The sequence below is a fragment of the Collinsella aerofaciens ATCC 25986 genome (assembly GCF_964237925.1).
Lineage (GTDB): Bacteria > Actinomycetota > Coriobacteriia > Coriobacteriales > Coriobacteriaceae > Collinsella > Collinsella aerofaciens_BJ.
This window is the reverse complement of the sequence record NZ_CAXSKI010000006.1, coordinates 1-23,980: the sequence shown is the minus strand read 5'-3', so window position 1 is coordinate 23,980 and position 23,980 is coordinate 1. Positions and strand designations below refer to the sequence as shown.

Sequence of the window (23,980 nt, the reverse complement as noted above, 5' to 3'; positions counted from 1 at the left end):
GCTAGTTCTCATCGAGGGCGGCGATCATGTCGGATACCGTGTCGTACGGCCCGCTCACGCGGCCCGCCGCAGCGTCATCCATAGCGGCAAGGGTCTCGGCATTGAACCCGTAGGAGTTGGAGGGGTCGAAGGGAAAGCCGCCGCGCCTGTTGAACGCGGAGACGAACATGCGCAGGGCGTTGCTCGGGGAAGTACCGATGCTATCGCACGTTTCGAGGAATGCCCGCTTCTCATCGGGGCGCAGCTTCGTGGACACCGGCTCCATCGTCCGTGTGGCCATTGTTCCTCCTTGGTTTACTTGGTATTTCAGAGTTAACCATATTTTATGACTCCCGGCGTGCGTAAATACAAGAGTAGCGGCGTGTGACACCTAGAAGCGCAGCTCCCAGCAGGAATAGCGCCAGGGAGGCGGCGATCCAGCTGCTGTCGGCAGTCTTGGGGAGCGTGGCGGTGGCAGCGTCAGCGTTCTTGGCATTGGATGGCGTGGACGCCGCGGTCTTGATCGCTGTCGTTTTGGTCGTCGCGGTCGTCTTGGGCGTCGTAGACGCGGGCTTTAGGACGGGATCCGTCGCGGAACCGGCACCGGGCCGCTCAACGGCGGGGCCGGCACCGCCGGCCGGCTCGCCGGCGCCACCGGGCACCTCGCGCCCGTCGGTCTCCCCCGCCGGCGCCGTGGCGCCCTGGGGCTCGACCACCACATGCGGCGCCATGGCCCCGGAGGCATCCACCACGCCGCCGGCACCGAAGGCCCCGCCCGCAGGCGCCACGAACCGTGCGGACACGAGTGACCCGCCCGTGCATGCAACGCCGCCATCGGCACCGGTCGCATCGAGCCGCGAGACATCGACGGAAAGCCTGCGCCCGGCCGAGCCGTCGCCGGCGCCCGCGTCCTGCAGGTACACACCGAAAGCCTGTACGCCGGCGGCGGGCGCGGCACCGGCGGCGACGACGCGCCCGCCGCCGCGCACGGCCATACGTGCGGCGATCACGCCTGCCACGGCCTCGTCCGTGACGGTTGCCCCGTTCGCCCGGGCATCGACGGCGCAGCCGTCCACCGCGAGCGCCCGCGAGACGTGGATCGCGCACTGCGAGCCCGAAGCCGCCAGGGACCCGGTGCCGCGAAGCGTCAGGTTGCCCCACACCTCCATGCCGCACTGCGTGATGTCCGCGTCGGGCGTATGAGACTCCGTCACCGAGTTGCGCCCCACAAGCGTCACGACCAGGTCGCCGTCGGCGCCGATGGCGTCGCCCGCGTAGCCGTCAAGCTCCAGATGGCCGGCATCGGTCCAGGCCCAACCGGGGCCCGACACGCCGGGCCCGTAGTACGTCGCGCCCGCGATGAACAGGCTCTCCGCGCCCGCGGCATAGGAAGGCCCGCCCAGCAGAACGCATAGGCAGGCCATGGCGACGATCGCGATGTGATGACGGCTGGTGTGGAACTCGGCAGCAAACATACCCGCTCCGATCTTCGCAGGAGCCAATAGAACGTGCACCAGAAAATGCCCTGGTAGCAGCAGTTATCAGTTTAGCGAGATCAATGCGGGAGCAAAGGAAAATCGCGTAGGCAATGTCCACAATTAGGCGTAAGTCGTTTTGCCAGTCGGTGAAAGGAATGGTCAACTTACACGCCCTGCCGAGACTTCACGCGGTAGCCAACCGAAATGATAATGTCGAGGTCGTAGTGCTCGACCCGACGCCCGACCGTCCTTGTGCCCCCGTTTTGAACTAGTGCAAAAAATGCACTAGTTGGAATGTGATCACGCCGGAAATGTTGGCGTAAACGCGCCGACGGCCAACCATTAAACGCAAGCGGTCTTTGTCGATTCTCAGAACCGCGTTTGTGGTTATTCCAGATTCTAGGACGAGGGCCGCTCTTCGTTGAACGGGCGCTGGGGCGTCACCCTTACACCAATATTTTCGACGCGGTCGCACTCGGGCATGTCGGGCAATTAGAGCCAATGAGCGTAGTAAATGGCAACAGTAATACATCTCGGCTTTGCGTTAACAACCGGGTAGTACCCCTCGCACTCCAGAACTAAACGAGTATCGTTATCGCATTCGAGCCCACGGCTTTCAAGAATAGTAATCTGATCGGTAATAGATTTAAATAGCTTATCCGTATGGGCCCCTTAAACGCGAAAACCGCCTTTCGGCGGTTCCCACGGACCAAGCCGGACGTACCGTCGCAAGGCCTCATCACAGCAATCACTTTAAAGGAGAACTCAGGGGCCATCAATCCGATAGCACGAATCTCCCAAATCAGCCTTTATTTCAACTTGGCCGTAATTGTCTCCAGAAGCGTCATAAGAACTCTACGAGTTACCGCACCATATCTGCGCCATGTCAAGCAAACCTCAATAGCAAACAACAGCAAGCCGGCGACTAACCCGGCCGATGCTGGGAGAATGGATACCAACACCACCTGTACGATCACGGCTGCTACCAAAGCTGCCTGCAAGGCAACCTCATAATCTAGTCTCATGAATCTTCGGCTATCCACCATGCGGACCACTGCATTAGCGACCTGTCCCGCCAAAGTAGCCAAAGGCACTCCCCAAATCCCAAAACTGCCACCGAGGCAAAACGCAAGGACAACATTCACCGCCGCGCCTGCAACAGATGAAACAAATAGAGCGCCAGTGCGCTCCGCAGCCGTATAGAACGCTTCGAAGAATACCGAGATGCAACCGATAAGCGCTGCAAGCATAAGAATGGGAACTATATGCCAACCCTCATAAAAGTCACCCTTGAGGAGCAAACGCGCAAGCGGCTCGGTAAGGGCAATGACTAGCGAGCTCCCACACACGACAAAGGATAAAAATAGGCCGAACACCTTGGAAAAATAGGAGCCATCATTCTCGCCGTCCATCTCCTTCGCCGCCGATATCTGCCAAGCCTGACGAAAAATGGACGACATGAAGTTAACCAGAGAGGGAAATTTACTTGCCGCAGTGTAGACGCCGGCAGCAACCGAACCCTGAAATGCAAGGATGACGTAACGGCCAAAGATATTTAAAAACCACCAAGCAAGTTGATTCGGCAGCATCGGCAGGCTATACGCAAGCATTCGCATCAGGAGACGCCTATTGGGCAATTTGCCAAGACAACGCCATATTTTGCAAGACACAAACAAGTAACAGGCCGAGCAACAGTTACCGAGCACAAGTGCGAGAACATACCCGCTTACGCCACCATCAAACAAGACAAGGAAAACAACGTCAAAAAGAAGTAAGAAAAGGGCGTTGAGAACGCCAGACGCGGCGAAGCGAGTGACCTCACCTGACCCGCGGGCAAACTGAGCAAGCAGCATTCTCACGGAAACTGCAAGAACGAGGATATAGCAACCCCATGCCTGATCGTACGAGAAGAACGTAAAGGCAACTCCCGACACCAATGCGCCCACAGGAATTGTCACCAGAAGAACGAGAAGCCCTCCCCCGAGCAGCTCTTCCTTCGGAGCGTCCTTCTCCATGAGAAAACGAAAGACAGACTCATAGATTGCCAGGCAAAACAGCGGATACAAGAAATCTGAGAGATTGTTCACAAGCTCGGCAACGCCATAATCGGACGTAGCCATATAAGAAGTGTAAAGCGGCAGCAACAGCAGCTGAATCAGCTTCACAAGGGCATTTCCAATAGTAAATATGAGCGTATTCGAGGCGAGAGATCGGTATTTGCCCGCGTTGCTCCGGGCGTCTTTGATAATTGCACTAGGCTCTTCGTTTGCCATATATGCACCCCTATAATTAGTTGATTAAACCGAAAGTGTTTAAGCTAGACAAAACCACTTCGCTCGGGCAGGCGAAGGCTGATGTCTCAACGTTCCGAGAGCAAACCTTTCATGCTATGTTCTTGATTGCATGAAAGATAATCTGCCAATACGTAAAAAATAATGAGGAATAGCCACAGCGCCACTGTTCGTTCGGCACCAACGATGAGCCAACATACAACGATACCCGGACATAGGGCCAAGGGTGTATAGCCCTTCCCTTGAAGCAAACCTCTGAAAATGCGGATAAGCACTGAAAAGAACAACAACAGGCCAATCAAACCGAAATCAACTAAAAAATCAGTAATCGTGCCATGAGTTGTAGTTGACGTCTCCACGACGCCCCAGTCCTCCGCACTGAAATAATTATAATTACCCACACCAAAGCCAAATAGCGGCCTACTCATCCAACGTTGTACAGCTTTCACCCACAGTTCAACGCGAAATTGGTTTGACCCATCATTGTAGCTGTTCTTAAAAAAACGATTAAACATCCAATCGCCCATAAAGCGATTAATTAGAAACAGGGCAACGGCAACGAGCACAAAAACTAATACCGTAGTAGAAAGCTTGCCGGTTCTCTCACTACAGACAAACGCAATGTAGCCGAAAGCAATAACCAAGACAATACAAAGAAGCCCGCTTCTTGATCCAGTTAACATAACTGATGCCAGGCCGAAAGATATGAGAATGAAGTACAGAATCTTCACCCGCACATTGCTACTATAAACTACCAGTAAAAAGGCACAGCTAATCTGAACGACCAACAAAAGCGCAAAAAAGTTTGCATCGATCATGTGCCCCGTAAGACTCACTGGATACACACGTCCTGCATAAAAACCGTTTTCAACCCATGTCTTTAGTTCAAGGAATGCAGACGCAAACGTGGAAAGTGCCACTGATTTCAGCAGGAAGGTTATCTCTCGAGGACTCCACCTCCGGGAGATTGCGTGAGCAAAGAACCAGATAATGGCGAGGAACATTAAGGCACGGATTAACGATCTGCTGGTAATCATCTCAGATGCAATTGCAAGTGTCACTAAGTTGCCTATGCCCATGATTATAAGGTACGAAACAATAAGACCGATCGCATGACGAGAATACGCAGCCCTCTCTTTCGAGAAAAAGGCAGCGAACACCATTAGACCCAAACAGAAATAAGCAGATTGGAATGTAAAGGAATTGTCCCCACAAACCAAAATGAAATAGGGAAGCAGGGCAACCGCCCACACTGCAGGCAAATATCCTCGCTTTGAAACAGAGCCCGTTGGATTAAGCAAATGCGCAGCAGAAACTACGGCGCTCATAAGTCACCGCCGTTTCCTCGCGATTTAAATACCAAGATTAACAAGTTAAAGCTAGCCAATAAGATACCTTTCGGGTTCGCCATTAAGCCATTCCTCCAAGTCAATGTACCGAGAGTAATAGTCCGTATCATTGAGGACCCCTCCCCGCTCGTTATAGCCGGGAAAGTGCACGGCACACGCGAGCTCGGGCCTTAGCGAAGCGGTGAAGCAGAGCTTGTTTCTGAAGGGAATGGCATCGAAGGCCCTGAGGTCCCCTTCTGTGCAGCAGTTCATCTGGCTGAATTTGATGAAGACGTTATCCCAGTTGATTCGTTTGCAGCGGCGGGCCCACTTCTCTGCGGCTTCCTCCGGGGAGGGATAGTGCAGGAACACGACCTCAATGTCATCGAGTCGGGCGACGGGCTTGCCGAGCTCGCCCTTCTCGCGCAGCTGGTCGGCATATTGTGATTCCCGGGCGTCGATGAACTCAAGCGGCACGGAAGTGTAGTATCTGAGCCTTGAGGCGAACTTCACGTAGTCGCTCGCGAAGAAGTAGAGGCCGGCGGTTGGACTGCTATAGGGAAGCCCGTAACGCCGATACACCGACCCGGCCCAGCAGTTGTTCGAGAAGATGCTGAAGTCAGTGCGGACGAGCTTCTCCCTTCTGCCCTTGGCGAGCAATGGATTCGTCTTATCACCGATTTTTCTTGAGATCCTGCTTACGTAGCTCATCGGCTCAACAGCCTTTCGTAGTACTCCATAAGCCGCGCGGCGTTTGCCTCGGCAGAGTACCCCGCAGCCTCAAGTCTGATAGGGGCCTCCGGGTGCCTGCCGCCCTCGATCGCCGCCTTGAGTGCCCTCGCCCAGTCGGCCAGCGGCGCGTCGAGAGCCGTGAACGAACCGGTCCCGGCGATGTCGGTCTCGGCCGGCACGCCGGTCGAGTACACGCACGGCAGCCCCGCCGCCTGTGCCTCCACGGCCGAAACGGGAAGGCCCTCGTAGAGCGACGGCATGAAGAACACGTCGAAGAGCGAGTAGAACCGCTGCGCATCCTCGCGGATACCAGGCAAGTGCACCCGGTCGGCGAAGTCCAGCTCGCTCGCCCGCTCGACCAGCGAGTCGCGCACAGTGGTCGCGCCGTTTATCTCTCCCCCGAGGACCACGAGGTGCGCCTCGGGAACCTCGTGCAGCAGCGCCGCGAACGCCTCGACGGCGAACGCGTAGTTCTTCTGCGGCACCATGCGCCCGACGCACCCCACGACTGGCTCGCCCGCAACGATGCCAAGCTCGCCGCGCAGCTCGGCCGCCGCACTCGAGTCGTAGGCGTAGTCCGCGAGCGGGATGCCGTTCCTCATGAGCGTGAACGGGGCTCTGCCGAAGAGAAAACGGCCCGCCTCCTCCGAGCAGGCCATGTTATCGGTGGCATAGCGCTTCCCGACAGCGTTGAGGGGCACATTACGCAGACGATGTAGTGCATTGTCGGAACTGCTGTTGAGATGGCTGTGCAGCACGCGATGCTCAATCCCCACACGTTTTGCCTCGCGCAAGACGCAGAACGCCGAGTTGGGCATATGGCAGTGCACGACGTCGTAGCTCGCACCGTACTCTGATATGACAGCATGGACCTCGCGGATGAACCGTCTGAAATCATGGCCGGCATAGTCCACGCGGTAGATGCGATGCCCGAGTGCCTCGAGCTCCTCGTCGAAGCGCTTCTCGTGGTGCGGCACGCCATCGTCCTGAGCGTGGTGGAGGATGTCGTAGTGGACGCGCGACTCGTCGCTTGCGACCGTCATGTTGTAGACGAAACGCGACACCCCTGCCGACCTATTTAGGGACGGCAGCACCTGGAGCACCCGTATTTGCTTTCCTTGTTTCAAATCTACTTCCTTAAAGTTCGAATGTCGCGTCAGCATCGTCAAAGGTCACCACGCCGCTGCCGCCGCACATGCGCACCGTGTCGCCCACGGTCGAGCGCGAGGCGTCGGAGAGCAGCGTCACGACCATACTCGCGATCTCCTCAGGGGTGACGTAGCGCCCGATGGGGCTGTTCGGCTTCATGACGTTGCCCGCATCGCCCTCGATGAGCATCCCAGTGGCAGTGGGGCCAGGGGCGATGGCGTTCACCACGATGCCGTTGGGGCTGAGCATCTTGGCCGAGCCCTCCACGAGACCGCGCAGCGCCCACTTTGTGCACGAGTAGGCGTTCGTGGCAGGGCGGTAGGCGGAGGAGGAGGTGACGAAGCAGATGTTGCCTCGGACTCCGCCCGCAACCATGCGCCGGGCGACCTCTTGCGTGAGGAAGTAGGTGCCACGGAGGTTTGCGCCGACCACCTCGTCGAAGTCCTCAACGGATGTCCTGCCAAAGGGCGCGCCCTTGAGCACGCCAGCGTTGTTCACGAGGGCGTCGACGGGCCTGGGCGCAGCCGCGTAGGCCGCGTCAACCTGCATGGCCATCCCCTCGGCATCCGCGAGGTCGAGCAATGCCGGGCGGGCATGCGAGCCAAGTCGGGCGCAGGCCTCCTCGGCGCGAGAGAGGCTACGCGAGGTAACCACGACGTCTGCCCCGGCGCGCAGGCACGCTTCGGCGGTCGCGAGCCCTATGCCCGACGTGCCGCCCGTGACGAGCACGCACCTCCCCGCGAGGAGCTCGCTCCCACCTCGCAGCGTCTGCTCAACGCGCACGGGGCGCCCGAGGTTGGAGAGGACGAAGCGCCCGGCGCGCTTGGCCTTTGCCTTGAGTCCCACGTTGCCCCCTATCCCAGCTTGACGCCGAACTTGCCGGCGATCTTCACTGCCGTCTCTTTGCCAATTGTTTTTTTCACGATGTCCTTGGCCGCGCGGGTAGCGTCGGAGACAGCATCGTGCGGTCGAGAGAGGTCGTAGAAGTCGTAGATGTCCTTAGAGTCCTCGCTCATCTCGGAGAAGCACTCGAGGAGCACGGGCCTGTCAGACTCTTCCGCCATGAACTCCGGAAGGGCAGCCTCGAACGATGCCTTGTCGTCCGCTCTGAGGTATTTGAACCCGCACGACCCGGCCCAGGGGCCGGCGACGGCGTTGTGCCTGGCAGCGGTGTGCAGGTCGCTCGACGCGTTCTGCCAGATGCCGTTGTAGTAGAACTCCTCGCCACCGTGGTTGTTGCAGAGCAGGATGCGCACGTTCGGGCCGACATGCCTGATGCGCAGGGAGTTCATGTCGTAGAAGAACGCGAGGTCGCCGGTGACGAGGAAGGCGAGGCCCTCGGTCGCCTGGGACTGCCCCATGAGCGACGACATGCAGCCGTCAATGCCGTGCGTGCCGATGTTTGCAAAGACGCGGATGTCGGGCTGCAGCTCGAAGAAGTTCGTTATGCGGATGGAGTCGTTGATGCTGAGGTGAAGCACGGAACCCGATGGGACTCGCTCGACGACGTTTTTTATCGCATAGATGTTGCCCCACCCGAAGTCGGGGTGCACGACGGAGGCCGCGTACGCCGCAATGGCGTCGTGGTAGGCCAGATCGTTTGACGCCTTCTCGCCCGCCAAATCGCTCATGCGGCGGAAGAAGAACTCCGGCGAGCACTCGAATACCGTGGTTATACATCCGAAAGCGTCGCAGACGACGCCACCCTCGTCGATGAGCCAATGCTCGACGCCTGACTTCGAGCCGCGCAGCATCTCCTTGAGCCCCTGCATGATGTTCCCGCCATAGCTGATGACGATCTCGGGGGCGAACTCAGCGAACTTCTTCGGCGTGACATAACGGCTGTCGAAGCAGACGGATGTGTTTACGGCACCCTCGACTAGCGCGTTGGACATGTACTCGACCGCTATGGCGCTGTTGAACCGCCTGAAGAACTCCCCCAGGGCCTCCTTGAGACCGTCTGTGGGCTGACCCTGTCCGCAGGCCACGAGGACGCGCGAGCAAGACCGGAGCCTCGCTGCGCGGGCAAGCCATTCCGCATCGGGGGACTCGTGCTCGACGCGAGCGATCCTCCTGACCTTAGGGAGCTCGGAGGTTGTAAAGGATGTGCTGTACCAGCGCGATGGAACGTTGACCTGGACCGGGCCGCCCCCGTGGTGGTCGAGCTCGAGCAGGGCCTCGTTGACGAGCCGCCAGCAGTGGCGGAAGTCACCGTCGTCGCGGACGATAGGCAGATTCACCGACTTGCGGACGTGTCGGTCGTACATACCAACCTGGTCGATCATCTGATCCTCGAGCTGGCCAAGCTTCGCCGGGTCGCGGTCGCTCGTGAGCACGACGAGCGGGACGTTCTGGTAGAAGGCCTCTGCCACCGGAGGCCAGTAGTTGCAGGTCGCGGTGGACGAGGTGCAGGAGATGACGACCGGCTCGCCCGCCTGCTGAGCGAGGCCGAGGGCGAAATAGCCCGCGCTGCGCTCGTCAACGACCGAGTAGCACTCGAACCAGGGGTCCTCCTCAACGGAATGGACGAAGGGGAGGTTGCGCGACCCTGCCGAGAGCACGCACTTCCGGATGCCGTACTCCTTGAGCAGGGCGATGATTATTTGGTATGACTTGAGTTCGGTGTACACGTCACTCACTCCAATCTGTGTCGGGTGCTGTTTTATCGTAGGGTGACGATTCGGACGGGTCTTCTACCGGGAGAAGGGAGACTACCTGGCGCACGACCTCACGGTCTATCTCCCTAAGGGACCATTTCTCCAGTTGGAAATCTGCTATGGTTACGCTCTCGCCGATGGGCTCGACATCTACGCCCAGCCTCTCGGCATACTGGGCAGTTTTCTCCCGCGCGAGGCGGACAACGTGCTCGCGCTTCTCCTCCACGGTCGGAGGCACGAATTCGCAGATAAGGTCAAAGCGCGTTAGTAGTTCGGGCGCGATCCTCTCTTGCAGCTCCTTCTCGTCTTTCACGTTCGATGTGAACACGACAACATAGCCGTCCATGTCGTGCTCCACGCCCATTCGATCGGTGTAGGCCCCATCCTCAAGCAGCTCCAAGAAGAAAGCCCTCACGTCTTGTTTGGTTTTCTCGAACTCATCGCAGAGGAGCACCTTCGCCTTGGCCTTCTCGACCTTGTCGTTGAGCTCTCCGCCCTCGCAGCCCACATAGCCGGAGGGGCTCCCGATGAGGCTGTTGAGAGAATCCTGCGAGCTGTACGCCTCGAAGTTAATCTTCGCAAGATAACGCTCTCCATCCGAGACCAACTCGCTAAGTACGCGTGCGGTCTCGGTCTTACCGATGCCGCTGCCTCCGAAAAGGAACATCGAGAAAATCCGCTGATCCCCCAGCGCATGCGCTAGTCTAAAATTAGTGAGGCGCTCATGAAGGTAGCACTTAAAGTTGGCGTGTCCCGTGAGCCTCTCATCGAACTCGGCCATAGTCCTAACGAACTCTCCGTCATTGAGGTCGCAAACGGAACGAGGTCCTTCCATTCCCGTCGTCATCTCTTTGGGACATTCGGGAAGCAAATCCGCCACGTCGCGGATCTCGTCGAAAAGCGACGGGAAGTTCTCAAACACCTTTGCGGAGCGGGCCTCGCTCACGAGGAAATGAGGGACGTTTGGCGCCGAAGCGAGAGGCTCTATGGATAGAAGCCTCGCGTCGGCGAGAGCCGCCTCGGAGGTGAGGTCGATGAACACCTCTATCTCGGAGTTCTCGAGCGCCGCAGAGAACTCCGAGGTCCTCTGGGAAAGTCCTTGGAGCGTAAAGACCTGATAACCGGAGCCATCGGATGCGAGCCGCGCGAGGCGGTCATACTCAGCTCTGTTAGAGAACGTGTAGAGCGGACAGCGCCTGGGCGCGAAACGACACCCCCTCTCCTCGGCCACCAAGGGCAACGCCGCCTCGAAGAGCAGCGGAAAGGTGTCAATCGCCGACTGTGCGAGCGAGTCACGGATGAGCAGGAAAGCCTCACCGTCTGCACAGGAGAGAGTCTCCTCGACGTTGAGCATAAGGTGCTGGTTTGCCGGTAGAAGTGCCACGACGTAAGACAGGTCGGAATAGAGGCGTCCCCCCTCAAAGAAAGCAGCCTTTGTGCCTCCCGTGACGTCAAACGGGACATATGAGTAGCCCTTCGACTCCAAACGGAGGGTCTCCTCGCGACATTCCTTGCCCGAGCGATAAGTATGTAGCGTAAGGCTATCCACAGAGCATCGCCTTCAGTCGGGCGAAGAAGCAAGGCTTCGCTTCCCCGGAGTCGGAAAGAACGACACCCGCGTCATCGGGGGAACCTCCGGCCACCGACGTGCCTCTGCCGGCCAGCTCATCCGCAGCCAAATCCTCGCCGACGGAATCCGCCACCTTGACGTCTTGAACAATCGCTATGAGATCGATGTAGTGGACTGGGCCGAGGAATCCCTGCGAGGCCTCTTTGGCTGGCTGCTTCGACTCCGGAGCGGGCAATGCACTCTTGATGACACGGCCTTCCCCTTCAGCGCCCTGGCTCAACCCCTTTCGTTGCAGGTCTCCGAACGTCGTGTTAGCCAGCACATCCACGTCGACGAGACCCTTATAGACACCGATGAGACTGACCTCGCCGAGGAGCAGATCGCGCATCCTGTACTTGCTCTCGAACTCGTTATCGTTCTCCGAGGGTATCTTGATTGCGAGCCATACGGGATCGTCTGTTCCGGGGAGCTTCTCCATTGCCGTGAGGACATATGCGTAGTCCTCCAGCATTGAGGAGACGATGTTGTTGACGTCTACGCCCTCGACCCTCATGCCCTTCAGCGCGTCGTGCCTCAGAACCTGCATCTGGGTAATCTCCTCCCAGTTGCAGGGCCAGAGCCTGACGCCATCCACGCGGACGAGGTCGCCGGGGGCGCAGTTCTGGATATTTGCGCACGAGGGCAGCATTTTAGCCCGCTCGAGGATGAGCTTGAGGTACGTCGACTTAGTGTGCTTCACCTCGTAGGTGTCCGCCACCTTAAAAGACTCGCTGTCGCTCAAGGTCGTCCCGAGACTCGCCCCCACGGTCGCCTTCAGGGCGGCAAGGTTTGTAGAAGCGTCCCCCTTCAACTCGGTTTTTAGAGTGTCGGAAGCATCGGCGGTCGTCTCGACACTACTGCTCTTGCGGACCACGTTATCCATGGTCATGCAGAGTTCTATCGCCTTGGGATAGTTGAGGTAGTAGATTATGAAGTTGAGATCGTCGTTGCTCAGCGCCATGCCTCACTCCACGAACTCGGTCGGAAGCGCACCGCGCAAGAAGCATAGCGCCCGTTCGCGCTCACGCGCCAGGGCGATACGAGCTTGCGCGAAGTCTATATCCCCAGCCGCGAGGGCAACGTCGCGATAGTCCGAAAGAAGCCGGCCCTCCAGCCCGGTCATGGCAAGGAGGTTTCCGATGCGCCCTGAGAAGCGCTCCGGGGCAATCGCCACAAAGGGCTTCTCCAGGTTGACGGAGAACGCCGTGCCGTGGAAGGAGTCGGTGACCACAATCGAGGCATTAAGGAAGAGCGAGAGAAAGCGCCCGACGCTCGGGCACACGACGGCCTCCTCACCCCGACGACGCTCGTGGACCCCATAGGCGGGGCGCAGAACCCTGAGCCCCGCCGCAGCAGCGACGTCCTGCACGTACGCGTCGAACTCGGGGTTGCGGTTAAGCTGGTACACGAGCAGGTATGGGAAATCGGGCACCCAGCCGTCAGAGAGGGCCCCCCACTCGGGACGGCCGAGCATGAGCGTGGGATCCACGACGGGGACGGCACCGGGCACTCCGATGGAGTCGAGAAGCTCCGCCGCCTCGGGCTCGCGGACCGAGATGGCGTCGTAGCGCAGCAGCGCCTCGCGCATGAGGGGCTTCTCCCAATCGTCGAGCGTCGACTTGCCGATGCTGGCGGCATAGGCGATCTTCTCGGCGCCCTCTGGAGCATAGGAGAGGTAAAATGCTCGCTCGAACCCACAGTTCCACGTGCTGTTCCACACTTGGTCGCTGCCCGTAACGTAGACGTCGGCCCTGGGAGGATCGGCCTCGAGCTCCTCCGCCGAGTAGTACTTGCGCGGCGTGAGGTTCAGCATCTCGCGCCTGAACGCGTCGAGCGGGGCGCGACGGCGCGCGACCATGCGTGAAACGGGAACGCGAGCGAGCGACTTGACACCCGGCAACCCCAAGATGGGAAGCTTCTTGGCAAGCTGTCCGTTAAGTGCGCGCTCGGTCTCGTTCTCCGGGATCGCATCGTGTCGGTAGTAGTCGACCACTGTGGGTGCGACTCCCAGCGACTCGAAGACGCGCTGCGTCGCATAGGTCTGCAGGCAAGAGCCATAGTTCGGCGAGTTGTGGAGAGTGATAATTGCTGCAGTCGCGGTCACTCCGCATCTCCCCCTTTCCGGAGAATCCTTGTGTATACGAGCCCGCGAAGGGCGTTGGGCATGAGGCAGACAACTGCCTGGGGAACAAACGAGATGAAGTAGTCGGCAGCGCTGAAATACCCACATGCCAGCTGCGCCCGCTTGAAGCGCCGCGCGTGCGACAGATAGCCTCGACCTCCTCTGCGAGCGTAGAAGTCTGGGCTCACGCGCATTGCCGCAAGGGCCTCGTGCACGTTGGCCGCACGGCAGCCCGAGGCAAGCATCCGGTTGAAGAGATCCCAGTCTTCGAAGTAGGGGAAGTCGGCGTTGTAACTCCCAGCGGCGAGCACCTTCGAGCGCCGGAAGGTCATGGACGGGTGCCGGAAGGGGTTGCGGCGCTTGGAATAGGCGACGATCTCGTCGTGGGTTATGGGCAGGTCCGTCGTTGCCACGGGCTTGTCCCAGGCCTCGATAAACTCCGTCACATTGCTGCCCACCATGTCGAGTCCCTGCTCGGACATGAGAGCAAGCTGGCGCTCCATGCGCCCCGAAAGGGCGTGGTCATCGGTGTCCATGCGGGCTATGACCTCATTTGAGCACGCCTCAATGCCCCGGGCAAGCGCGTAGCCGAGGCCTCTGTTCTCGGGGTAGGAAACGAAACTGAACAGGCCGTGGTTGACCGCGTCGTACTCGGAGAGGACGTCCTCGAGCTCGTCAGTCAGCGGGCCGTCCTTCACGACGACGACCTCCGCCGGGGGCACCGTCTGGTCGAGCATCGAGTCCAGCGCCTCGCTCAGGTACTCTGCGCGCTCCTTGGCATAGAGACTCATGAGCACGCTGTAGGGAGGGAAAGTCTGGGAATCCATACCTACCTCCCCGTCTTGTTCTTGCCGAACATCACAGAGAAGGTCTTGAAGAAGACCCGCCAGTCGGCCTTGAGGTTCGCGCCGCGCGCGTAGGCGAGCTCGCACTCCTGGCGCAGGCCGTTCTCGAAGGTCGCGAGGTTGCGCGGGCCCGACTGCCAGGCACCGGTGATGCCCTGGGGGACGGCAAGAACCTGCACTTGCTGCTCGTGTGTGAAATTCCCGAGCTCCTCGTAGGTGATGGCCCGGGGCCCGATTACGGATAGCTGCCCCACAAGCACGTTGAAGAACTGGGGCAGCTCGTCCAGGGACGTCTTGCGCAGGACGCGGCCTAGCTTGGTGATTCGGGGATCGTTTGTGACCTTGCGCTCGCGGTGCCACTCCTCAATCTGTGCCGGCGTGAGGTACTTCTCCACGTCGTCGGCATCGGCGACCATGGAGCGGAACTTGAGCACATGGATGGGGCGGCCGAAGCGCCCCGCACGCTCGTGCGCGTAGAGGGGAGCGCCCTTAGTGTCCGCCGCGATGAATGCGCAGAGCACCGCACCGGGGATGAGCCCCACGGCACAGACGCAGAAACTGAGGCCTATGTCGAAGGTGCGCTTCACGAAGCGATAACCGAACGACCTCGTGTCGAGCGCACGGGACTCTGCGGCGAACTCGCGCGAGCCCGGGAGGCTCACCGTCCCCGTGTCTACCTCAGCGCCGACCCCAGCACCCGCCGCGTCCTCGCGCCGGTCCATGGTCCGAGCAATGAGCGCCGCGCCTTCGGGCGCATTGCTCTCTGTTATTTCTTTAGCAGCCACAGTCACACTTACGTCCCTGTCCCCCAGGGATCCCCCAATCGATAAATTCAAAATGCGAACGAATTGCCGGCGCAACGTCTCCCTTACGTTTTGCTTGGAACGTCTAACGGAAGCAGCTCCCTAAAAGCGGAGTCGCCTTCGCCCACGTCCACCAGGCACCAGCGCTTATGACGGTCGATCTTTTTTACGTGGGCCTCTTGCCCCACAAGTGGGCCCTGCTCTATGTACAGCACACCGTCTTCTATGCGCGCAACGCTGTTGCGCACCACGCCGTCGTCATCGAGCACGCTGCGGTACCACTCCTGCGCATCGTCCGGCATGGGCGCATAGGCCCGCTCCCTGCTGCCGGCAATGCGGCAGCCAAAGCTCAGTTGAGCCAAAGCCTTGTCGAGCATGGCGGCATCGCGCGTGGCGACGAAGAAATATTCCTTGTACATGGGTTTGGTCTGGAGCGACCAGGCGCCGTCCCGCTTAAACCAGAACTCCTTTTGCATCACAAAAGCGTCCTGCATCAGATCGTGCGGGATAATGCGGCGGACCTTTTCGCAGGTCTCGCGCTCTTTACCGTTGGGGGTATGGACCAAATACCAGCGGACGCGGCCATGCTGGCTGTTGGTAGTAGCGCCACTAAAGGCGCCGGGCAGCTGCTCTTGGCGCCGCATTGTCTGTTCCATCTCTCGCCCCCTTTTCTTGCTCCGCGACGCACGCGGATGCAGGGGCGTTAAGAACAGGCTTCTCGCTCGCAGCTAGGCGCAGTCGCAAAAGTACAGGTTTTTGTATCTTTCGACGAAGCTCATTATACGAGCAAACTGCTCGCGTTTCCCCAGATTGCACAAAATGCGCCGCGAATGGGTGCATCTCCATACGCCTCTACAAAAACCTGTACCTTTTTGCACAACAAAAAAGCCGCTCTAACCAGCGGCTTTTCTTCTATAGACAACAAAAAAGGCGACCGCCCGCGAGGACGATCGCCTTTATTAATTCTTGTATTGTTTGTGCTAGGCGCGAGTCTTGATCTCCTCGAGCACCTTGGCCACAAACTCGTCAACGCTCATCTGAACGGTCTCGTTGGAACGATCGCGGACGGAGATGTTGCCGGCCTCGACCTCCTTTTCGCCCAGGATGAGCATGTAGGGCACACGGTCAATGGAGCGGGCCTCGCGGATCTTGTAGCCGATCTTCTCGTCGCGGTCGTCGCAGACCACGCGAATGCCGGCATCCTCCAGCTTAGCGCACACCTCGTGGGCGTAATCGCGGCTCTTCTCGGAAACCGGAAGCGCCTTGACCTGCACGGGAGCCAGCCAGGTGGGGAACTTGCCCGCAAAGTGCTCAATCAGAATGCCGATGAAGCGCTCGATGGAGCCAAAGCACACGCGATGCAGCATGATGGGGCGCTTCTTGGTGCCGTCGGCGTCCACGTACTCCAGGTCAAAGTTGAGCGGCATCTGGAAGTCGAGCTGGACGGTACCGCACTGCCAGGTACGGCCGAGCGAGTCCTCCAGGTGGAAGTCGATCTTGGGGCCGTAGAAGGCGCCGTCGCCCTCGTTGACCTCGTAGTCCATGCCCAGCTGCTCCAGAGCGGTGCGCAGGCCCTCCTCGGCGCGAGCCCAGTCCTCGTCCGAACCCATGGAGTCCTCGGGGCGGGTGGAAAGCTCAACGTGGTACTTAAAGCCAAACTTCTGGTACACGGAGTCGATGAGGTTGACCACACCCACAATCTCGTCGGTCAGCTGGTCGGGACGCACAAACAGATGGGCGTCGTCCTGGTTAAAGCAGCGCACGCGGAACAGGCCGTGCAGGGCGCCGCGCAGCTCGTGGCGGTGCACCAGGCCAATCTCGCCAGCGCGGATGGGCAGCTCGCGATAGGAGTGCGGCTTGGAGGCGTACACCAACACGCCGCCCGGGCAGTTCATGGGCTTAATGCAGTACTCTTCATCGTCGATGACGGTGGAGTACATGTTGTCCTTGTAGTGGTCCCAGTGGCCCGAGGTCTTCCACAGCTGCTTGTTCATGATGAGCGGCGTGGAGATCTCCACGTAGCCGGCTTTGTGGTGGATCTCGCGCCAGTAGTCCAGCAGCGTGTTCTTAAGGATCATGCCGTTGGGCAGGAAGAATGGGAAGCCGGGGGCCTCGTCGCGCATCATAAAGAGGTCCATCTCGCGGCCGATCTTGCGGTGGTCGCGCTTCTTGGCCTCCTCCAGCATGTGCATGTGCTCGTCGAGCTCTTCCTTGGTGGCAAAGGCGACGCCGTTGATGCGGGTGAGCATCTTGTTGTCCTTGTCGCCCTTCCAGTAGGCGCCCGAGACGCCGGTGAGCTTAAAGGCCTTCAGAGCCTTGGTGTAGCAGATGTGGGGGCCGACGCACATGTCGATGTAGTCGCCCTGCTGGTAGAAGGTGATGCGGGCGTCGTCGTCCAGGTCGCCGATGTGCTCGACCTTGTACTTCTCGCCGCGCTCCTCCATAAGGGCGATGGCCTCGGCGCGGGGCTTCTCGTACACGGTGAACTTGAGGTTCTCCTTGACGATCTTCTTCATCTCGGCCTCGATCGCGGGGAAGTCGTCCTCGCTGATCTTGACGCCCTCGGGCAGGTCGACGTCGTAGTAGAAGCCGTTGTCGGTCGCGGGGCCGTAGGCAAAGTCGGCCTCGGGATAGAGACGCTTGATGGCCTGCGCCATGATGTGCGCGGCAGAGTGGCGGATGACGTGCGTGACCTCGTCCTGCGGGAGCTCGGCCACCGAACCGTCATTGTAGAGTGCCTTCATGGGTATGTTTTCTCCTCTCGGATGCCTGATGCAAGTGTGTGCGATGCGCTCGGCGTTTTTGACTTGCATCATTATAGGCAGGTTGCCTTGGTATACAAGCGCCCGCCGCACCTTAATGGTACGGCGGGCGATTTTCTACGCATGCTTCATCGCGTGGGGCGGGGTCTAGGGCGCGCGTGGCTTGCGGCGTGCCCGTGGTTTGCGGCGTGCCCGTGGTTTGCGGCCGGCCCGGCGATGGATGCGTTACTGGATGCGAGTTCGGCAGTAGGGGCAGACCTTCCAGTGCGCATCGAGCGGGCGATGGCAGCTGGGGCATACGTTGCGAACCTGGGTATCGCACACCGGGCAGACGACGAAGTCCTTCTCGATGGGCGCGCCGCACTGCGGGCAGGTGCCGTACTGGGCAAGCTGGCGCTCGCGCAGGGCCATGTCCAGCTCCTGCTCCTCGCGGTCCGCCGCGTAAGAGTGCGGGCGCAGGACCAGGTAGGCAATGAGGCCCACAAACGGGATGAGGGCGATGATGCCCCACGCCACGTAGGCGCTGGAGCCGCGGCGGCGGGCGTCGATGAACACATAGACGACCGACAGCACATACAGGGCGATGATAAAGCCAACGAAGGCATAGACGACGCCCATGAGCTGCGGCGACATGAGCTCGGAGATGTACTTGGACATTACGGGTACCTTTCGGAATATTTACAGTCCGGTCAAGTTTACCACGGGGTTTGTTTATATGGGACTACGGCTGGATACGGGTCTGACGCGGACACAAACATCTCAATCTGTAACAGGTGGAGGCGAAATCCGGGTCTAGATGTTACAGATCGAGACACAGGGGTCCCTCCCCGGCTTCAATCTCGATCTGTAACATCTTGGGCTCCAAACCCCTCTTACTGTTACAGATCGAGACAAACCTCCGACACCGGGATCAGCAGACAAAGACGTCGACGTTACTGAGTCTCCCCTCGCTTGCCGTTGGCGGGTGTTGCGGGACTGTTCGCCGCATTGCCGCCGCACTGGGAGGTGTTCAGACCGTAGGATAGTCCTATTGACAGCCTGTCAACTTGTCTGGGAGGCACCGTGGCAGAAACGTTTGATATCGCGATTGTGGGCGCGGGCATCACCGGGTGCGCCATCGCGCGGCAGCTCGCGCGCTATGACCTATCCATTTGCGTGGTCGAGGCAGCAAACGATATCGCGCTGGGGGCTTCGAAGGCCAACGGCGGTCTGGTGCATGCCGGTTACGATCCGGCACCGGGCACGGTAAAGGCGCAGGTCAACGCCCGTGGTTGCGAGCTATATGGCACGTGGGCCCAGGAGCTGGGCTTTCTGTTCTGCCGCACCGGGTCGATGGTGCTGGGGTTTAACGACGAAGACGGCGCACAACTGGAGCAGCTGCGGTGCAACGGCCTTGCCAACGGTGTGCCCGAGCTGTCGATCGTCGGACCCGACCGCATCCACGAATTGGAGCCGCGCGCCAGTGCCGATGCAACGTGTGCGTTGTGGTGCCCCTCGACTGGATTTGTCGACCCGTTTGAGGTTGCCATCGCCGCGCTGGAAAACGCCGTCGCCAACGGGGTGACCTTTATGCGGTCCGCGCCGGTGGAGGCGATCGAGGTAGCTCCCGGCGCTGGCGACGGGAGCGGTGACGGGACCGCTCGCTTTACGCTGGTGACACCGACCGGTGATGTGCGTTGCCGCTATTTGATTAATGCCGCGGGCAACGGCGCCGCAAACATCTCGCATATGGCGGGCGCCGAGGAGTTCCAGATGGTCTGGCGCCAGGGCAACATCGTGGTGCTGGACAAGGAGCCACGTGCGCTCATGCCGCTCTACCCCGTTCCCACGCCGGTTTCCAAGGGCGTCATCGTTACAGGCACCGTCCACGGCAACACGGTGATCACCGCGACCGCCGCCGTGCGCGATCCGGGCGACACGCAGACCTACGCCGGCGACGTTAACGCGCTGCTGACCGGCGCGCGCAAGCTGGTGCCCGATCTGGATACGCGCCGCGTGGTGCGCGCATTTGCCGGCGGGCGTCCGGTCATTCAGGGAACGAACGACTTCTTTATTGGGCAGTCGGCCGTGGTGCCGGGACTGTTCCAGGCGGCAGGCATTCAGTCGCCGGGCGTGGCGAGCGCGCCGGCCATTGCCGAGCGCATGGAGCTTGTGATGCGTGAGGCGGGCGTGGAGCTGCACGAGCGGGCGGACTGGAACTCAATTCGCCGCGCGCCGGACGACTTTGACCGTGCACCGCTGGCGCGCAAGGAGGAGCTGATCGAGTCCGATCCCGCGTGGGGGCAGATCGTCTGCCGCTGCGAGACGGTGCCCGAGGCCGAGATTGTGGCCGCGATCCGACGCCGCCCAGGCGCGATTTCGGTCGAGGGCGTCAAGCGCCGCTGCCGAGCCGGCATGGGTCGGTGCCAAAGTGGCTTTTGCCAGAGTCGCGTGGTGGCGATTCTTGCCCGAGAGCTGGGCTGCGACCCCAGCGAGGTGCTGTTAGAGGATGCCGGATCTTGGCTGGTCGAGGGACCGCTGAAGGGGGTGCGCTAGGATGGCGACATTTGATATGCGCGACGAACGCGCGGAGGCCGGAACTGTAGCGTCGGTGTCGACGCAGGCCTTCGACGTGGTCGTTATCGGCGGCGGCCCCGCCGGCATGGCGGCCGCGCTTGCCGCTCATAAGGCCGGAGCGCGCGTGGCCATCGTGGAGCGCGAGCAGCACCTGGGCGGCATCCTCCGTCAGTGCATCCACCCCGGCTTTGGCCTGTCGCACTTTAAGCAGGAGCTCACCGGTCCCGAGTACGCGCAGCGCTTTATCGACCAGGTGCACGCAACCGACATTGCGCTGTTCCTGAACAGCATGGTGATTGGGATTGGTTCAGGCGAGCCTACGAAAGACACCGCAGTCCATGCCGTCACGCTCATGAACCCCGCCGGCATGCTGCAGCTCACCGGGCGCGCGGTCGTCCTTGCCATGGGCTGCCGTGAGCGAAGCCGCAGCGAGATCAAGATCCCCGGCAGCCGTCCCGCCGGCGTGTTTACGGCCGGCCTGGCGCAGCGATACATCAATATCGAGAACCTCAAACCCGGCTCGCGCACCGTCATTTTGGGTTCCGGCGATATCGGGCTGATCATGGCACGCCGCTGTACGCTCGAGGGGATTTCGGTCGAGGGCGTGTACGAGCTCATGCCGTACGCCAACGGCCTGCGCCGCAATGTTAAGAACTGCCTGGACGACTTTGGCATTCCGCTGCACCTGTCCACCACGGTCACGCGCGTGATCGGGCACGACCGCGTGGAAGCCGTCGAGGTGAGCCAAGTCGACGAGCGCCTGGCGCCCATTCCGGGGACGGAGCGCATCGTTCCGTGCGACACGCTGCTGCTTTCGGTGGGCTTGATTCCCGAGAACGAGCTTTCGGTTGCCGCGGGCGTGGAGCTTGACCCGCGCACGCGCGGCGCCGTGGTGGATCAGAGTCTCCAGACAGGCGTGCCGGGCATCTTTGCCTGCGGCAACGTGCTGCACGTGCACGACCTGGCCGATAACGTTACGACCGAGTCTGAGCGTGCCGGTGCGGCTGCGGCGGCGTACGCGCTGGGGACCGGCGCGTACGCCGTTCCGGACTGCGAGCTCACGGTCTCCCCTGCCGGCATCGCGGGCTACGCGCTGCCGGGACGCATTACGGCTCTGGCACTCACTAAGCTCAACTTCCGTGTGCGCCGGCCGGTCGATGCCGCCTGTGTGAGGATCTTGGCCGATGGCGAGGAACTGTTCTCCGGCAAGGTCCGCGCGTTTAAGCCGAGCGTCATGGAAAGCTTTCCACTGCCGGCAAAGGTGATTCAACGTGCACTCGACCTGGGTGTCAACGAGATTATCCTATCCGTCGACCCCGTCGAGGAGGCATAAACTATGAGCGATAACGCAATCGAAACGCTGCAGTTCAACTGCACCACCTGCCCATCCGAGTGCCTTTTGACCGTAGAGGTAGAGCGCGATGCCAATGGCGCCGTGGTGGAAGTGCGCTCCGTAACCGGCAACAGCTGCCCGCGCGGCGATAAGTTCGCGCATCAGGAGCTCACCTGCCCCATGCGCGTGCTCACGACGACCGTGGCCGTCTCCGGCGGCGACGAAGCACTGCTCCCCGTGCGCACGGCCGAAGCCATCCCGCTGGCGCTCCACGCCCAAGCCATGGCCCTCATCCGCGGCCTGGTCGTCAACGCCCCCATCCGCATGGGAGATGTCGTGCTAAAGAACCTCCTAGACACCAACATCAACCTAATCGCCAGCATGGACATCGACCGAGCCCAAGTAGCTAATTAGGGACGGGGCTCTTTTAGCTACCCCGCCATCCACCCCGCCCCTCCTCAATTGCGGTGAAATAGTTCCTGATTTCCGCCAAAACCCCGGCATCCAGGAACTATTCCACCGCAACTATCCTTGGAATCGGTAATTAGCTTTTGACTATTTTAGTGCCATTTCAAAACTATGCCGGATAACGGGGCCAATTCGGAGATCCCCATCCATGCCGGCATTTTTCGATTTTTGATAAGCCGTCTACCTGCGGTTTTAATTTCGCGATTTTACCCATGGTCAAGTAATACAGGTCCAGCCCCGTAATCCGCCATACTTTTGAAACCAGCCCATTTGGGACGGGCCTCTTATGACTACTTTTGCCCGAACGTTCGCTCAAATGATTTTTCTGGGACGGGGATTAAATAATCATTCGGCACCCAATGATTATTTAATCCCCGTCCCAGAAAAATCATTCCGCAAGTTTTACGCAGCTAAAATAGCCCCGTCGCAAATTGACTACCCTGGCATTGGGGATACCATGGTGGCACCCTAGCGAAAGGATGTTTCATGGCACATGTCGATGACCGGCGCGTGGCGCGCGTGCTCGATGCGCTCGAGGCTCAGCACCCCGGCGCACAGCTGCTCGTAAACGACCCGTGGTCGATCTATTACCTGACCGGCTTTTATGCCGATATGTTCGAGCGTTTTTGCGGTGTGCTACTCGCGCGCGATGCCGAGCCGGTGATCTTAGTCAACGCCCTGCACCAGCTGCCAGAGTATGACAATGCGCGCGTCGCCTATCACACCGACACCGACGTCGTGGCCGACGCTATCGTTCGCGAAGTCAATCCGACCAAACCGCTCGGCATCGACACCGTCATGCGTTCCGGCTTTTTGATGCCGCTCATAGAGCGCCACGCTGCCAGCGAGTTTTTCCTGGGCGACTTTGCCGTCACCGCCGCACGCACCTACAAGGATGCCGCCGAGCAGGAGCTCATGCGCGCGTCCTCGGCCGCTAACGACGCCGTGATGGCCGACGCCATCAAGCTCGTCCACGAAGGCGTGACGGAGCGCGAGATTGCCGACCAGATGCTCGGCCTGTATCGCAAGCATGACTGCGAGGGATTTAGCTTTCCGCCCATCGTAAGCTTTGGCGCAAACGCCGGCGACCCTCATCACGAGCCCGACGATACCGAGCTTAAACGCGGCGACGTGGTGCTATTCGACATTGGTGGACGCCATCGCAACTACTGCTCGGATATGACGCGCACGTTCTTTTGGGGCGAGCCGGACGAGGAGACCGCGCGTATCTACAATATCGTGCGCCGCGCCAACGAGGCTGCCGAGGCGCTCATCGCACCGGGCGTGCGCATGTGCGACCTGGACCGTGCCGCGCGCGACGTGATTGAGGACGCAGGCTACGGCAAATACTTTACGCATCGCCTGGGCCACTCGATTGGTCTGCAGGACCACGAGCCGGGCGACGTCTCGCTCGTCAACGAGCAGGTCGTCGAGCCGGGCATGACCTTCTCCATCGAGCCGGGCGTCTACCTCCCCGGTCACACCGGCGTCCGCATCGAGGACTTGGCCTTGGTGACCGAGTCCGGCGTCGAGATTCTCAACGCCTACCCCCACGATCCAGTCCGCCTAGACTAGGCAATGCGGCAAAGGAACAGCCCCTTTGCCGCATCACATGAATGTCGCCACAAAAACGGGCTATCTACTACGTTTAACCCGCATGGGTCGACCACACCCGCGTTTTCGCAAAACTGGCAAGCCGTCTACCTGCGGTTTTAATTTCGCGATTCTCGCTATGGTCAAGGGTTACCGGTCAAACGTAGTAAATAGGCCCATTTCATGGCAAGCGAGTCAATTGGGGGTGCGGACAGAAAGTTGGACCGCGGGGCGGTCCGGACTGGAGGTTCGCATGTACAGCAGGGAGAAGGTCG

21 protein-coding genes are annotated in these 23,980 nt (G+C 60.1%); 4 read left to right on the top strand and 17 right to left on the bottom strand.

Going from position 1 to position 23,980, the window contains the following annotated elements:
- Window position 1: 1 nt before the first annotated feature.
- The 17 genes from ACESWY_RS04030 to ACESWY_RS03950 all read right to left on the bottom strand — a co-directional run bounded on the left by ACESWY_RS04030 (window position 2) and on the right by ACESWY_RS03950 (window position 18,412).
- Window positions 2-280: a type II toxin-antitoxin system RelB/DinJ family antitoxin gene (locus tag ACESWY_RS04030; RefSeq protein WP_199572057.1), complete on the bottom strand. Its 279-nt coding sequence runs from the start codon at window positions 278-280 to the stop codon at window positions 2-4.
- 43 nt (window positions 281-323) lie between these two features.
- Window positions 324-1,481 (bottom strand): hypothetical protein, encoded by a 1,158-nt coding sequence (locus tag ACESWY_RS04025; protein ID WP_373093178.1) that lies wholly within the window; start codon window positions 1,479-1,481, stop codon window positions 324-326.
- A 140-nt stretch (window positions 1,482-1,621) separates the two neighbouring features.
- On the bottom strand, window positions 1,622-1,753 hold the full coding sequence (rhuM, locus tag ACESWY_RS04020) for a RhuM family protein (protein ID WP_369832118.1): 132 nt from the start codon (window positions 1,751-1,753) through the stop codon (window positions 1,622-1,624).
- A gap of 513 nt (window positions 1,754-2,266) precedes the next feature.
- Complete coding sequence (locus tag ACESWY_RS04015) at window positions 2,267-3,730, bottom strand: lipopolysaccharide biosynthesis protein (RefSeq protein WP_055309539.1); 1,464 nt, start codon at window positions 3,728-3,730, stop codon at window positions 2,267-2,269.
- An 86-nt stretch (window positions 3,731-3,816) separates the two neighbouring features.
- Entirely contained in the window at window positions 3,817-5,076 is a 1,260-nt protein-coding gene (locus tag ACESWY_RS04010; RefSeq protein ID WP_373093179.1) for an O-antigen ligase family protein, read from the bottom strand.
- A 51-nt stretch (window positions 5,077-5,127) separates the two neighbouring features.
- Window positions 5,128-5,787, bottom strand: coding sequence for a DUF1919 domain-containing protein (locus ACESWY_RS04005; RefSeq protein WP_055309541.1), 660 nt, complete (start codon window positions 5,785-5,787; stop codon window positions 5,128-5,130).
- Window positions 5,784-6,872, bottom strand: coding sequence for a glycosyltransferase (locus ACESWY_RS04000; protein ID WP_199572055.1), 1,089 nt, complete (start codon window positions 6,870-6,872; stop codon window positions 5,784-5,786). The genes ACESWY_RS04005 and ACESWY_RS04000 overlap by 4 nt, the downstream gene beginning before the upstream one ends.
- Before the next feature lie 73 nt (window positions 6,873-6,945).
- Window positions 6,946-7,803: an SDR family NAD(P)-dependent oxidoreductase gene (locus ACESWY_RS03995; protein WP_373093180.1), complete on the bottom strand. Its 858-nt coding sequence runs from the start codon at window positions 7,801-7,803 to the stop codon at window positions 6,946-6,948.
- 8 nt (window positions 7,804-7,811) lie between these two features.
- Window positions 7,812-9,587, bottom strand: a complete 1,776-nt coding sequence (gene menD / locus ACESWY_RS03990) for a 2-succinyl-5-enolpyruvyl-6-hydroxy-3-cyclohexene-1-carboxylic-acid synthase (RefSeq protein ID WP_055309544.1) — start codon at window positions 9,585-9,587, stop codon at window positions 7,812-7,814.
- Between the two features lies 1 nt (window position 9,588).
- On the bottom strand, window positions 9,589-11,100 hold the full coding sequence (locus ACESWY_RS03985; RefSeq protein ID WP_148331221.1) for an AAA family ATPase: 1,512 nt from the start codon (window positions 11,098-11,100) through the stop codon (window positions 9,589-9,591).
- A gap of 55 nt (window positions 11,101-11,155) precedes the next feature.
- Entirely contained in the window at window positions 11,156-12,184 is a 1,029-nt protein-coding gene (locus ACESWY_RS03980; RefSeq protein WP_373093181.1) for a hypothetical protein, read from the bottom strand.
- 3 nt (window positions 12,185-12,187) lie between these two features.
- The gene (locus ACESWY_RS03975; protein WP_055309547.1) at window positions 12,188-13,327 is read right to left on the bottom strand and encodes a polysaccharide pyruvyl transferase family protein; all 1,140 of its coding nucleotides are present in this window, start codon (window positions 13,325-13,327) and stop codon (window positions 12,188-12,190) included.
- Window positions 13,324-14,172, bottom strand: a complete 849-nt coding sequence (locus ACESWY_RS03970; RefSeq protein WP_373093182.1) for a glycosyltransferase — start codon at window positions 14,170-14,172, stop codon at window positions 13,324-13,326. Before ACESWY_RS03970 ends, ACESWY_RS03975 begins: the two co-directional genes overlap by 4 nt.
- 2 nt (window positions 14,173-14,174) lie before the next feature.
- Window positions 14,175-14,975: a sugar transferase gene (locus ACESWY_RS03965; protein WP_373093183.1), complete on the bottom strand. Its 801-nt coding sequence runs from the start codon at window positions 14,973-14,975 to the stop codon at window positions 14,175-14,177.
- An 83-nt stretch (window positions 14,976-15,058) separates the two neighbouring features.
- Window positions 15,059-15,649, bottom strand: coding sequence for a hypothetical protein (locus tag ACESWY_RS03960; protein ID WP_373093184.1), 591 nt, complete (start codon window positions 15,647-15,649; stop codon window positions 15,059-15,061).
- Window positions 15,650-15,973: 324 nt separating this feature from the next.
- Window positions 15,974-17,737, bottom strand: a complete 1,764-nt coding sequence (thrS, locus tag ACESWY_RS03955; protein ID WP_373093185.1) for a threonine--tRNA ligase — start codon at window positions 17,735-17,737, stop codon at window positions 15,974-15,976.
- 243 nt (window positions 17,738-17,980) lie between these two features.
- Window positions 17,981-18,412: a double zinc ribbon domain-containing protein gene (locus tag ACESWY_RS03950; protein ID WP_373093186.1), complete on the bottom strand. Its 432-nt coding sequence runs from the start codon at window positions 18,410-18,412 to the stop codon at window positions 17,981-17,983.
- 405 nt (window positions 18,413-18,817) lie between these two features.
- On the opposite strand from ACESWY_RS03950, the gene ACESWY_RS03945 reads away from it, so the two are divergent.
- The 4 genes from ACESWY_RS03945 to ACESWY_RS03930 all read left to right on the top strand — a co-directional run bounded on the left by ACESWY_RS03945 (window position 18,818) and on the right by ACESWY_RS03930 (window position 23,687).
- On the top strand, window positions 18,818-20,290 hold the full coding sequence (locus ACESWY_RS03945) for an NAD(P)/FAD-dependent oxidoreductase (protein WP_373093187.1): 1,473 nt from the start codon (window positions 18,818-18,820) through the stop codon (window positions 20,288-20,290).
- Window position 20,291: 1 nt separating this feature from the next.
- Entirely contained in the window at window positions 20,292-21,644 is a 1,353-nt protein-coding gene (locus tag ACESWY_RS03940; RefSeq protein ID WP_373093188.1) for an NAD(P)/FAD-dependent oxidoreductase, read from the top strand.
- A 3-nt stretch (window positions 21,645-21,647) separates the two neighbouring features.
- Window positions 21,648-22,058 carry a DUF1667 domain-containing protein gene (locus ACESWY_RS03935; RefSeq protein WP_373093189.1) on the top strand — a complete coding sequence of 137 codons (411 nt, stop codon included), beginning with the start codon at window positions 21,648-21,650 and terminating at the stop codon, window positions 22,056-22,058.
- 540 nt (window positions 22,059-22,598) lie between these two features.
- Window positions 22,599-23,687, top strand: a complete 1,089-nt coding sequence (locus ACESWY_RS03930; RefSeq protein WP_373093190.1) for a M24 family metallopeptidase — start codon at window positions 22,599-22,601, stop codon at window positions 23,685-23,687.
- Window positions 23,688-23,980 lie beyond the last annotated feature (293 nt).

What these genes read in the sequence shown, in the direction of transcription:
- thrS (WP_373093185.1), bottom strand. Translation starts at nt 17,737, where the DNA reads ATGAAGGCACTCTACAATGACGGTTCGGTGGCCGAGCTCCCGCAGGAC.
- ACESWY_RS03930 (WP_373093190.1), top strand. Translation starts at nt 22,599, where the DNA reads ATGGCACATGTCGATGACCGGCGCGTGGCGCGCGTGCTCGATGCGCTC.
- ACESWY_RS03940 (WP_373093188.1), top strand. Translation starts at nt 20,292, where the DNA reads ATGGCGACATTTGATATGCGCGACGAACGCGCGGAGGCCGGAACTGTA.
- ACESWY_RS03935 (WP_373093189.1), top strand. Translation starts at nt 21,648, where the DNA reads ATGAGCGATAACGCAATCGAAACGCTGCAGTTCAACTGCACCACCTGC.
- ACESWY_RS04030 (WP_199572057.1), bottom strand. Translation starts at nt 280, where the DNA reads ATGGCCACACGGACGATGGAGCCGGTGTCCACGAAGCTGCGCCCCGAT.
- ACESWY_RS03970 (WP_373093182.1), bottom strand. Translation starts at nt 14,172, where the DNA reads ATGGATTCCCAGACTTTCCCTCCCTACAGCGTGCTCATGAGTCTCTAT.
- ACESWY_RS03960 (WP_373093184.1), bottom strand. Translation starts at nt 15,649, where the DNA reads ATGGAACAGACAATGCGGCGCCAAGAGCAGCTGCCCGGCGCCTTTAGT.
- ACESWY_RS03950 (WP_373093186.1), bottom strand. Translation starts at nt 18,412, where the DNA reads ATGTCCAAGTACATCTCCGAGCTCATGTCGCCGCAGCTCATGGGCGTC.
- ACESWY_RS04010 (WP_373093179.1), bottom strand. Translation starts at nt 5,076, where the DNA reads ATGAGCGCCGTAGTTTCTGCTGCGCATTTGCTTAATCCAACGGGCTCT.
- ACESWY_RS03980 (WP_373093181.1), bottom strand. Translation starts at nt 12,184, where the DNA reads ATGGCGCTGAGCAACGACGATCTCAACTTCATAATCTACTACCTCAAC.
- ACESWY_RS04005 (WP_055309541.1), bottom strand. Translation starts at nt 5,787, where the DNA reads ATGAGCTACGTAAGCAGGATCTCAAGAAAAATCGGTGATAAGACGAAT.
- ACESWY_RS04015 (WP_055309539.1), bottom strand. Translation starts at nt 3,730, where the DNA reads ATGGCAAACGAAGAGCCTAGTGCAATTATCAAAGACGCCCGGAGCAAC.